This is a genomic window from Sphingomonas sp. UV9, assembly GCF_004101245.1.
Lineage (GTDB): Bacteria > Pseudomonadota > Alphaproteobacteria > Sphingomonadales > Sphingomonadaceae > Sphingomonas.
In genome coordinates, this window is record NZ_SCIN01000001.1 from 20,161 (window position 1) to 32,593 (window position 12,433).

At 63.4% G+C, this 12,433-nt stretch carries 7 protein-coding genes; 6 read left to right on the forward strand and 1 reads right to left on the reverse strand.

Going from position 1 to position 12,433, the window contains the following annotated elements; genetic code table 11:
* The first annotated feature begins 23 nt into the window (after positions 1-23).
* Together EQZ23_RS00055 and EQZ23_RS00060 are read left to right on the forward strand one after the other, a co-directional pair.
* A complete protein-coding gene (locus EQZ23_RS00055) occupies positions 24-740 on the forward strand; it encodes a hypothetical protein (protein WP_128452482.1) in 717 nt (238 codons plus the stop codon).
* Positions 741-806: 66 nt separating this feature from the next.
* Complete coding sequence (locus tag EQZ23_RS00060) at positions 807-1,103, forward strand: hypothetical protein (protein WP_164913339.1); 297 nt, start codon at positions 807-809, stop codon at positions 1,101-1,103.
* Positions 1,104-2,009: 906 nt separating this feature from the next.
* Here the strand turns inward: EQZ23_RS00060 and EQZ23_RS00065 are convergent.
* Positions 2,010-3,083, reverse strand: coding sequence for a substrate-binding domain-containing protein (locus EQZ23_RS00065; RefSeq protein ID WP_128452484.1), 1,074 nt, complete (start codon positions 3,081-3,083; stop codon positions 2,010-2,012).
* Between the two features lie 122 nt (positions 3,084-3,205).
* Here EQZ23_RS00065 and EQZ23_RS00070 point away from each other — a divergent pair, with 122 nt between their 5' ends.
* The 4 genes from EQZ23_RS00070 (at position 3,206) to EQZ23_RS00085 (ending at position 12,274) form a co-directional block, all read left to right on the forward strand.
* Complete coding sequence (locus EQZ23_RS00070) at positions 3,206-5,248, forward strand: TIM-barrel domain-containing protein (protein ID WP_128452485.1); 2,043 nt, start codon at positions 3,206-3,208, stop codon at positions 5,246-5,248.
* Between the two features lie 126 nt (positions 5,249-5,374).
* The gene (locus tag EQZ23_RS00075; protein WP_240663067.1) at positions 5,375-6,697 is read left to right on the forward strand and encodes an MFS transporter; all 1,323 of its coding nucleotides are present in this window, start codon (positions 5,375-5,377) and stop codon (positions 6,695-6,697) included.
* A 32-nt stretch (positions 6,698-6,729) separates the two neighbouring features.
* Complete coding sequence (locus EQZ23_RS00080) at positions 6,730-9,483, forward strand: cellulosome protein (protein WP_128452487.1); 2,754 nt, start codon at positions 6,730-6,732, stop codon at positions 9,481-9,483.
* 43 nt (positions 9,484-9,526) lie between these two features.
* Positions 9,527-12,274, forward strand: coding sequence for a TonB-dependent receptor (locus EQZ23_RS00085; protein WP_164913340.1), 2,748 nt, complete (start codon positions 9,527-9,529; stop codon positions 12,272-12,274).
* Positions 12,275-12,433 lie beyond the last annotated feature (159 nt).

The following is a 12,433-nucleotide window of genomic DNA, read 5'->3' on the forward strand; positions in this document are numbered from 1 at the left end:
GCATGGTATGGAACTGGGCGAGAATGGGTCACGCCATGGTCGTCGAGGGGATCATTGCCGGTTCAGACCACGACTTGATCGTTGCCGCTCGCCGCGCAACCGATCATCTTGCCCAATATAGTCTGGACGCCGAACAATGGCGGGGCTGGATCGAGATCGTGCCTGAGGAAGACTATCTGAAGCGGGGGCGGCAGCATCAGATTGATCACCCCGATAGGCCGAGAGCGTTCATAGCACCCAATCTGGTACTGCTCCACAATCATTGGCTGGACACCGGAGCGGTCGATCGGGTTCAGGTTGATCACATGTTCTCACAGCCGATGGCCGTTCCGGCCGTGCAAGGCGTGATGGGCGAGCATGAGATCATGCCTCTGTCAGCATGGCCGCAGATCCAGGCGTTGGGCGATCTGCCCGATCCTGGGGGCAACCGGCGTCCAAAGGATGCCGGACACCGGATTGGCCAGATGCTGGCCGCAGACCCTGCGCAACTGCACGATCCGAAGTCGCCGGTCCGTAAGAAGGCTAGAACTTATATGCGTCAATCGATGTCGCGGCGATGGCTCGCGGGTGGCTTGGCCGTGGAGGCAATGAACTGGTTGCAGACGTTTGAATGGCGCGAGGGCGAAAGCGGCTTGTCACCGATCGAGACGATGCTTCGTGCCTACGCTTACATGCCGGAAGTCGATCCGCCGGCAAATATTGCGGTAGAAGTGGAAAGGCTGAGAAAGCTGGTGGTCTGATCGGTCAACCTGTCGCGCCGACCTCGCCTCGCCGGCAGCGCCGTTTCGATCGCCGCCCCCGACGCCGTGGAATTGCGCGACATACAGGTGATCGGCAACCGGGTCGACGTCCAAGCGGGTTCGCTCGCGATCATTAACGAACCGGACCGCTCGACTTATGTCGAACGGTATCGCAGCTTGGGCCTGTCCATCAGTCCCGGTAGCATTGCCGGCAACCTCGACTTCAGCCGCCAGACCGGCAACTTCGCCAGCGTGCGCGAGCAGTCGGGTATTTACGCCCGCCAATGCGGCTACGGTATCGCGGGAGCGGGCAACACCAACCTCGTTGGCGGGCACTACTGGCTCAATTGCACCAATTGTTAGTGCAGGGCGAGTAAGCAGCGCGGATGCCAACGACCAGAAACGCGATAGCTAGGCGCTACTTGCCGACCATTCTCGATGCTGGCGTCGGCTCGCCAATCACTGGGTCAAAGCCGAAGACGATCGCGTAAGATCCAGTCGGAGAACGTCAGCGTTTGGCGCTCGATCCAGTCGTTCGCTATCGCCTTATCAATCGGCCAAATCAACACGAGGGACGCGGCTTCAAACCGCCGTCCGAGAAGCCGTCGAACCCTGGGAGGAGATCTACCACATCTTGGTGAGGCACATCACCAGCCCAGCGGGGAAGCCTATCGCGAGCATCCGCAGTGGCGGGCGGATTCGAGCTACGCCTCGCTCGCAAAGCGCGTTGCGGATTGTCTTTCGGGCGAAGCTAGGCATGTTCTGAAAACCAGCCCTTTCTACGTCTGCTTACCACCGTTGAATGCTGAAAGCGGACCGCCCGTTATCCACCATCGGTGACCCTTCAAAGCAGACAGCCTCCCTTAAACCGGCCGTTAGTCAAAAATGAACAGGCGTCCGGTTTTGGGGAGCTGTGAGGGTGCAATGAATGTCGATTTTTGGGTCCCATTCTATTTGCCCTTGGAGCTGGGTGAAGCTTGGTTTTCGCAAAGCGATAGCTCAAAACGGGCTAGTGACTAGCGGCAGCGGGTCGCCGATACCGAGCCCGAATGTTTGCCCATCGGCAACATCCCGCCTGCCGAAGCCGAAGATCAATATTATGCTGCCGCGGACAACATCGATATGGCAGCATGACTCACAACCCAAGGCCTCCGGCAGACCCGGAGCGGTTCAAACCGTCTCGCCTATCGCACACGGAGTGCGATAGGCGAGACGGCCCGTGAAAATTTGCTTATGGGGCATCCCATCGTGCAACAGCGCCTGATTATTTCAACCCGGTAAGAACGATTCCAGCGTTCCATCAGCCTGATTTATTGGCGCGCCTTCGCACAAATGGCTGTCGCCGATACGCATCTGCATGGGCCATCGTCGCTGAACACATGACGCGTCGTCATTGGCGCGAGATGCTATCGTATCGAAGATGCCATGTGCCAGCGCAAGGCCGAGCTCGTCCAGCGCCAACGTGAAACATGTGAGCGCGGGCGAGAGGACGCGGACGGTCGGATTGTCACGCAATCCAATGACGGCAATGTCGATGCCCGGCTCCAGCCCCATGCCACGCAGAGCACGATACGCCCCCACCGGCGCAGTTTCGCCCATCAACAGCAAGGCGGACGGCCGGTCCTGGAGCAGCATCAGCTGGCGCGCGGTAGCCTCACCGTCATTTTCGTCGGTGTCACCGTGATGGACGAGCGCGGGATCGAACGCGATGCCGGCGGTCGCCAACGCCTGGCGGTAGCAATCGGCGACGATACGACTGTTGTTGATCAGCAGGGGGGGCGCGACCAAGCCGATGCGGCGATGTCCTGCCTTGGCCAACATGGCCACGGCACGGGCGACGACGCTTTCGAAGTCGAGATCGATCCATGCAAACGGGCGGGTTGTGGACGAGCGACCCAACGTGACAAAGGGTATCTTGCGGTCGAGCAGAAAATCGATCCGCTCGTCTTCATATCGGGTTGCGGAGAGCAGCCAGGCATCGACCGTCCCCCGCGCCACGTGTCGGCGCAGGAAAGTGAGGCCGTCCTCGCCCTTGTGGGCCAGCAGTACGATCAGGTCGAGGCCGTGCTCGGCGAGGCCACCTTGCACGCCCTCCAGCAGCGCCATGAAGAACGGATCGCCATGAACGGCGCTGTCATGCTCCAATGTCAGCATGAAACCCACCGTGCCGGTCCGCCCGATACGCAGCGTTCGGCCCGATTGATTGGGCGTGTAACCCAGCTCGGTCGCGGCCTCGATCACCCGCTGACGGGTCGTGGCGCTGACGTCCTTACGGTCGTTCAGCGCGCGTGACACTGTTCCGATCGAGAGGCCCAGGTGACTGGCGAGATCGCGAATGTCCATCGTTCCTGATCGCTGCACCGGGAGGGCAACGCAAGCGGATTGACAGTTCGCTCCAGCTACGTAAAAAGACCGGAAACGTTTACGGTGAGGTGCGATAGCATCCGCTTTGAGGGGATGGACGCTTGGATACGCTTGTTCTGGAACCGTGCGCGATCGGCTGGTCGTACAATGGCGACTGGCTGAGGATCGAGGCCTATGGGCCTCATGGCTTGCGTCTGCGGGCGTCCAATCGCCCGCCGCGCGAAGCTTCGGCGGGCGCGCTGCTCGCCGTCGCTCCGGTCGCTCCGGTCGTCAGCCGTGATGGTGCCGTCGCGCGGATCGTGAACGGCGAAATCACCGCGGAAGTCGACCTTCAAGGGCGGGTCCGCTTTTTGGGTGTCGACGGGCGCGTGTTGCTCGAGGAAAAGTGGCGGCAGCGCGATACCGTGACCAAATTCTGGACGGTCGGCGCGCAGGAAGTACGCAGGATCAGTGCACTCGGGATCGCCGGTCGTGAATTCAAACCGCTGCGCGGCGATGCTTCACAGATTACCGTCCGGTTCGAGGCAAAGCCGGGTGAGCGGCTGTTCGGGATGGGGCAGTATCAGCAGCCCAACCTCGATCTTGCCGGCTGCGTACTGGAGCTCGCGCAGCGCAATTCGCAGGCCAGCGTGCCGTTCGTCGTGTCGAGCCACGGCTATGGTTTTCTGTGGAACATCCCTGCGGTGGGCGAGGTCAGTTTTGCCACCAATGGCGCGTGCTGGAAGGCGCACGCCGCCCGCGAAATCGATTATTGGATCACGGCCGCCGCCACGCCGGCTGCGATCCTGCGCAATTATGCCCGCGTCACCGGCACCGTGCCGATGATGCCCGACTATGCGCTTGGTCTGTGGCAGAGCAAGCTGCGCTATCGCACGCAGGACGAACTGCTCGAGGTGGCGCGCGACTATCATCGCCGCGGCATTCCGCTGGCCGTGATCGTCGCCGATTTCTTTCACTGGCCGGTCCAGGGTGACTGGCGTTTCGATCCGCGCGAATGGCCCGATCCCGCCGCGATGACCGCCGAATTGCAGGCGATGGGCACGCAATTGCTCGTGTCGATCTGGCCGACCGTCGATCCGCGGTCCGAGAATTACGCCGAGATGGCGGAGAAGGGGTATCTGGTGCGTGCCAATCGCGGCATCGATATCCAGCAGGAATTTCTCGGCAACACGCGGTTCATCGATACGACGCATCCGGGCGCGCGTGCGCTGCTGTGGGATCGGGCGAAGCGCAACTACCGAGACCTCGGCGTGAAGCTGTTCTGGCTCGACGAGGCGGAACCAGAATACAGCGCCTATGATTTCGACAATTACCGCTACCATGCCGGCGATGTGCTGGAGATCGGCAACGCCTATCCGCTGCATTATGCGCAGGCGTTCCACGACGGTCTGCGCGATGAGGGTGAAACCGAGATCGTCAGCCTGATCCGCTGCGCCTGGGCGGGGAGTCAGCGCTACGGAGCGCTGGTCTGGTCGGGCGATATCCACAGCTCGTTCGAGGCGATGCGCAACCAGTTGAGCGCGGGGCTCAACATCGGCATGGCGGGCATAGCTTGGTGGACGACCGACATCGGCGGCTTCCATGGCGGTCATGTCGATGATCCGGCATTCCGCGAGCTGATGGTCCGTTGGTTCGAGTGGGCGGTGTTCACGCCGGTGCTGCGCATGCATGGCCATCGCGATCCGATCACGCCGCCCGCCGAGCCGTTTCGCGACGGTGTCGCGCAATGCGATACCGGCGCGGGCAACGAACTGTGGAGCTTCGGCGAGGACGCCTATGGCATTCTGCGGCGGTACGCCGCGTTGCGCGAACGGCTGCGGCCCTATGTCGCGACGCTGATGACCGCAGCGCACGAACACGGCGATCCGCTGATGCGGCCGATGTTCTTCGACTATCCCGGCGATCCGCGCTGCTGGCAGATCGACGACCAGTATATGTTCGGTCCCGACCTGCTCGTCGCGCCGATCCTGGCCGCCGGGCTGCGCGAGCGTGACGTCTACCTGCCCGCCGGCAGCTGGATCGACGGCTGGACCGGTGCGGCAATGATTGGTGGCAGCGTCCACCGCTGCGGTGCGCCGATCGATCGTATCCCGGTCTTCATCCGAGCCGGCGCGGCGGTTGCAGGCGCATTCACCGACGACTGACGCGGGCATGATCGACACGTACGCGGAAAGCGGCGGGACAAGAAGAGGGTGAGCGACATGGCGGCGATAGCGCAACAAGGCGATGCAGGCAGGGTAGGCGGACATTCCAGCGCTTCGGGGGAGCGCGTGCCCTTCTTCGAGAAAGTTTGTTATGGTCTGGGCGACGCCGGCGGCACGATCGTCACCGGGCTGATCGCCAACTTCCTTACCTTCTATTACACCGACGTCTTCGGCCTTGCGCCGGGTATCGTCGGCATCCTGTTCCTGTCATTGCGCGTGTTCGACGCCATATCCGATCCGCTGATCGGCATGATGGCGGATCGCACCAACACCCGCTGGGGCAAGTTCCGTCCCTATCTGTTGTGGACCGCGGTGCCGGTCGGTCTCAGCTGTTTCCTGACCTTCCAGTCGCCCGATCTCGGGTATGACGGCAAGGTCGCCTATGCGGCCGCGACCTACTTCCTGCTCGCGCTGTCCTATTCGGTCAACAACGTGCCCTACTGCGCGCTCATCACGCGCATGACCGACAGCGCACGCGAAGGTGTCGCCTGCCAGTCGGTGCGGTTCGCGCTGGTCGCGATCGCGTCGTTCGTCGTTTCGGTCGGGCTGCCGATCATGGTCCGTCATTTCGGCGGCACCGACATCGCGCGCGGCTATCGCGACGGGGTCGCGATCCTCAGCCTCGCCGCGGTGGCGATGTTCCTGATCTGCTTCCTGTTCGTCCGCGAACGCGTCCCCGTGACGGGCGCCGAGGAGGCACCGCTGCGGGTCGCCATCGCCAACACGCTGAAGAACGACCAGCTGCGCCTGACCTTCGTCATGACGCTGCTGCTGATCGGTATCTTCAATACCAAGGGCGGAGCTGCGCTCTACTTCATCACCTATGTTCTGGGCGGCGACGCGACCTATCAGGCGCTGTTCTTCGGCGTTGCGACTGCGGGCGGTTTCCTCGGCTCGATCGTCGTCCAGCTGTTCACGCGCCGCTTCGACGTGAAGACGGTGTACGTCTGGGTCAATCTGATCCTGGTCGCCGGTCATGCCGCCGCCTTCTTCGTACCCGGCGACTATCCGACGGCGTGGCTGGTGCTGGTCGGGCTATGCTGCATCGTGCTGGGCTGCACCTTGCCGCTGCACTTCACGCTGATCCAGCTCGCCGATCAATATGGCGAATGGAAGCTCGGCATGCGCTCGTCGGGGATGAGCTTCGCGTTCAACCAGTTTTTCGTGAAGCTTGCCTGGGCGCTCGCCGGCGCACTCATCAGCGGCGTGCTGGTGATCGTGTCGTACAGGGCGGGTGCGGGCAACCAGACGCCGCTGTCGCTCGCTGGTATCCGGTTGCTCTCCACGATCATCCCCGGTGTCATGCATCTGGCGCTTGCGCTCACCGCGAGCCGCCTGATCCTGAACCGCGCGACGATCGACCGCATGACGGCGGGCCGCGTCGCATGATCCCTCTTACCGACCACGCGGAGTCCCGACTTATGCGCCACATCCCCGAGACGCTCCTGCGCCGTGACCTCCTGCCCGGCAACCTCGTGGTCGCCGCGCTGCTCTGCTCCAGCGCGCTGCCCGTCGCAGCGCAGCAGGCGCCCGACCCGCTGGTGGCGGAACGACCGGGGGGCGAGACGCTCCAGGTCGATCTGGGCAGCGACACCGGCGCGTTCCATGGCGGCGCATCGGGGTCGCTCTACGGGCTGTACGACGCACGCCTGCCGCATCCCAATCTGGTCGAGGGTATCGGCCTGCGCACCGTTTCGACCAAGGCGCAGGACGGGCCGCAGCATCCCGGCGCCGACGCGCTGGAGGTGTCGACGCTGCTCACCGACGCATCGGGTGGGGACACCTATATCTACATGACCGATATCACCCGCGAATTCCCGTACAACTGGAAGACCGGCGACTGCGGCCAGTCGGTAACCGCCTATATCGAGAAGCTCCGCGAGCAGGTCGAGCAGGTTCGCGGCCTGTCGCCGCGGTACCGCGACCGGATCGTCTTCGCGCCGTTCAACGAGCCCGACGGCAACATGTTCGCCGATGGTCCCAAAAGCTGCGACGGGGTCAGCTGGCTGAAGAAGCCCGCCGTGTTCTTCGACGCCTGGGACCGCTCCGTCCGGATGATCCGCGAGACGTTGCCGGGCGCGCGCATCGCCGGACCCAACACCAGCATCCTGTTCGATCAGGTCGAAGGCTTCATGAAGCATGCGATCCAGGCCGATACGGTGCCGGACGTCGTCACGTGGCACGAACTCAGCAATCCCGCCACCGTCCGCACCAGCGTGCGCCGCTATCGTGGCTGGGAGGATTCGATGTTCGCCGGCACGCGGTGGCAGGGGCGGCATCTGCCGATCAACATCAACGAATATGCCTATAACTACCACACCTCGGTGCCCGGCCAGATGGTCCAGTGGATCGCCGCGATCGAGGATTCGAAGGTCGATGCCGACATCGCCTATTGGAATATCGACGGCAATCTGAGCGACTCCGCGGTACAGGCCAATCGGGGCAACGGCCAGTGGTGGCTGCTCAACAGCTATGCCACGATGAGCGGGCACAGCCTGTCGGTCACGCCGCCGCATCCCGACGAGAGCTATACGTTGCAAGGACTTGCGACACTCGACCCGGCGCGGCGCCAGATGCGGCTGCTGTTCGGCGGCAAGGCGGGCGCGGCGAAAATCGTACTGAACCGGGTACCCGCCCTGTTCGGCGCAACCGCGGGCGTCCGCGTACGAGAGATCGGCTGGACCGGCCAACTCGGCGATGCGGCACCGCCGACGGTGCTCGCCGAACGCGTCGTGCCGGTGCGCGACGGCATGGTCGTGCTGAACTTTGGTGGCACCGACTGGCCTGCGCTGCGCGAGGAAGCTGCGTATGAACTGGTGCTCGTCCCCGGTGCGGGTGCCGCGCGCGCGCCGGTCGTCGATCTGCCGTGGCGGCAGGATTACGAGGCGGAGCAAGCGCAGCGCAAAGGCACGGGGCTGAAGGCCCGCGGGCCGGAGGGGTCGCCCAAGGCGGTCGATCGCTTCTACACCTCCGGTGGCTATTCGGTAGAGGGGTTCGCGACCGGCGCCGATGCCGCGCTCGACTTCGCGGTCGATGCGCCGCGCGACGGCCGCTACGACCTGCGCGTGCTTGCCAGCACCTTCAACAAGGACCCGCTGGCAAGCGGGCAGGGGCCGACCAACGTCTTCCTGCGGGTCGATGGCAAGGCGGCGGGCGAGACCGAACTGTTCCTGCCGCTCGGCTACAAGCCTTCGGTGCTCGACCATGTCGATACGTCCATTTCCCTGACCCGAGGGCGACATGTGGTGACGCTGGCGACGCGCAGCCTCGACGGCCGGCGTGCAACGCAGGGCAATGCCCTGGTCGATCGCATCACGCTGGCGCTGCCCGATCCGGTGCGGGTACAGCTGTACGCGGCGCAAGACGCGATGCTGACGCGCAAGGGCGTTGCAACGCAACCGGGCGGCGCCGTCACGCTGGGGCGGGGCGATACCGCGAGCTTCTGGGTCTATGCCGCACAGGACGGGCCCGCGCGCCTGATACTGGAGCATAGTGGCAAGGGCACCACCGCGCTGCGGGTGAATGGTCAGACGACCGCGACTGGCGCCGCCTTCCTGCTCGGCGGGATCAACAAGGTAACGGTTGCCGGCGTGACCGGTGCTACGACCGTGCAGCGCCTGCGTGTCGTGCCAGCCTCCAACACGCGCGCGCGCCGGTACGAGGCGGAGGCCGCACAAGTGGCCGGCACCGCGCGCATCGCCGCGGCCTCGCTGGCGAACGGCGGCCGTGCGGTGTTCGACATCGGTGGCGCGCCGGGCAATGGTAACACGTTGACCTTCCCGGCGGTGACGGTGGCGCGAGCGGGCGATTACGCGCTGACCATCCGCTATTCGAACGACGAACAGTCGAAAGCGACGCATTACAATCCCGATCCGCTTGCCCGGATCGCCCGCATCTCGGTCAACGGCGCCGCGCCGCTGTTGGCGACGTTCCCGAACAGCTTCCACACCAATAACTGGTGGGAGATGACGGTGCCGGTGACGCTGCGCGCTGGCACCAACACGATCCGCTTTGCCGGTGAGGAACAGCCGAATTGGGATCGCAAGACCTATGCGTCGCAGGTCTGGCGCGACGTGCTGCTCCGCTCACGCTTCGCACCCAATATCGATGCCATCACGATCACGCCGATGGCCGAAACCGTCAGCCGCAAGGGTAACGACCCGCTCGGGCAATGACCCGCGAGCATCGACAAAAACGATAAATCTGGGGAGAGGTATTATGAAACATCCAATGGTCGCGCGCCTGCTGTTGTCCACCGTCGCGGTGGTGGCACTCGCACCCGTCGCGCCCGCGCTTGCCCAGAATCAGCCGCAGGACACCACCAGTCCGACCACGCCGCCGGCCGCCGTCGAGCCCGCCGGTGCGGGCGCCGAGATTGTCGTTACCGGCATTCGCCAGAGCCTGAGCAGCGCCCAGAACATCAAGCGGAATTCGGATGCGATCGTCGATGCGCTGGTCGCCGAGGATATCGGCAAGTTTCCCGACAACAACGCGTCCGAAGCCATCGCTCGCATCACCGGCGTGCAGGTGACGCGGTACGCGGACGAGGCGAACGGGGTGCTGATCCGCGGCCTGCCGAACGTACAGACCACCGTGCAGGGCCGCGAGATCTTCACCGCGGACGGTCGTTCGGTGGCGATCCAGGATTTTCCCGCGCAGGCAGTCGCGCGCGTCGATGTGTTCAAGGCGGTGACCGCGCAGAATCTGGAAGGCGGCATCGCCGGCCTGATCGACGTCGGCCTGCGCCGCCCGTTCGATTTCAAGGGCTTCGAGTTCGCCGGCGCCGCGCGCGCGGTCTATAATTCGGAATCGCGCAAGGTCGATCCGATCGGCAGCGTGCTCATCAGTGATCGGTGGCATACCGGTATCGGCGAGATCGGCGCTCTGCTCAATGCGTCCTTCACCCAGACCCGGTACCTGAACTCGATCCGCTACCAGGGCTTTCAGGACACCGTTCCTGCCGCGCAACAGGTGCTACCAGCCTCGGTCGGGCGCAACTTCACCTTCCCGCAGGATATCGGCCTGTTCTACCAGCGCGGCAATCGTCAGCGTCCTTCGATCAACGGCTCGCTGCAATGGCAGCCCGCCAGCAACCTGACGGTCTATGCCGACGGGCTGTGGCAGGCCTATCGCAACAAGACCGCCAACGACTTTTTCGGCATCCCGATCCAGTCGAGCACCACCGGTGGCAATCCGCCGCCCGTCCGCAACGCCGTGCTCAGCAAGGACGGCACCACGCTCGACTCCTTCGACATGGATCTCGGCGTCGTCAACGGTCCGACCAAGCAAGCCGGGCGGGGCAAGACCGACACGTTCCAGGGCGCGCTCGGCGCCCGTTGGGAAACCGGAAACGCGGTCTTCACCACGGATCTGGCGTATACGAAGTCGATCGTCGACAACACCTATTATGAATTCCAGACACAGCTCGCCAGTCCGCTGACGGTCGCCGTGCAGTTGAATGCCGAGCGCGGCGTGGACTTCGTCCCGAGCGGGGTCGATTTCGCCGATCCGGCCAGCTACATCTTCCGCGGTCTCTACGAAAACCGACAGCGTTCGACCGGCGATCAATGGCAGTGGCAGGGCAACCTCGATCTCGATACCGGATCGACGTTGTTACCAAAGTTCAAGTTCGGCCTGCGCTATGCCGATCGCAAGGCCAACTCGAGCTACGGCGACCGCTACGCCGGACTATCCAGCCTGGGCGATCCGATCACCCGCGTGCCGGGCGTGTCCGACGGCGCGATCATCGAGGCGGGGTTCCATGGTGACGACGTGCAGCAATTCCGGTCGTGGTTCGCTCCGAACGCCAATATCCTGAACGATCGCATCAACGATGTCCGCGACTATATCCGGCAGGCACTGGTCCGCGCCAACGCCGATGCGACGACCCGGCAGGCGTGGGCATCCGAACGTCCCGCACTCAATCCGCTCAATGCCTTTTCGGCGCGCGAACAGGTGTTCAGCGGCTATGCGCAGCTGGACTATGCGTTCGACATCGGCATTCCGGTGGATGGCGTGATCGGGACGCGCATGGTCATCACGCGCAACACGCTGGCGGGTACCAATTCTTTGCCCGGCGCGAACGGCACGACGATATTGGCGCCGATCGCGTCGTCGCAGCAATATGTCGACGTCCTGCCCAACATCAGCGCTCAGGTGCATTTCACCGACAAGCTGAAGCTCCGCCTGTCCCGCACCGAGGCGCTGACCCGCCCCGGGTTCAACCAGATCAATCCGACACTGACCGTCCAGCAGGGGACGGTCGGTGGCAACCTTTCCTATACGGGTAACGGCGGCAATCCCGACCTTCAGCCGATCCGCTCGAACAATTACAACGCGTCGCTGGAATATTATTTCTCACGCACCGGATCGGTGTCGGTCGCCGGTTTCTATCGGGAGATCCAGGGCTTCATCAATTCGCTGCCCCAGACCGTGAACATAGCGCCGTTCGGCAATATTCTCGTCTACCGCCCGTCGAATTCGAGTTCGGGCAAGATCAAGGGTATCGAGGCCGCCGCCACCACGTTCTTTGACTTCCTGCCCGGACCGTTGCGCGGTCTCGGTATGCAGGCCAACTTCACCTATATCGACGGCGAGCAGATCGTGCCCGCGGCCGCCAATTTTGCCGGTGGCCGCAATACGTTGCCGGGCGTTTCGAAATACAGCTTCAACGTGATCGGCCTGTACGAACTGGGTCCTTCAAGCATCCGGCTGGCATATAATTACCGTAGTGCCAATGTAGATGGCTTCGGTGCTCCCGGTGTATTCACCACGGTCTATTCGGATGCGGTAGGTCGCCTCGATCTGTCGGCGAGCTACAACGTTAACGACAACGTCACCCTGACCGTGGATGCCACGAACCTGCTCCGGACGCCCTACCATAGCTATGTGAAGTCGCGCGAATATCCTCGCGATGTTCGCTGGGAGGCAAGCCTGCTGTCCGCCGGGGTGCGCTTCCGCTTCTAGGTCAACTACAGCGCGAAAGAGTTTGGTGACCAGCAATAGTCTGACATAAGCCATCGTGCACATCGGCAGGAAGACCTGCAAAGGAGAATAGATGCGGCAGGGCCTGACCTCAGCGGCGATGGTTGTCTTGATCGTAAACATCGGGCCATTGGTCGCGCA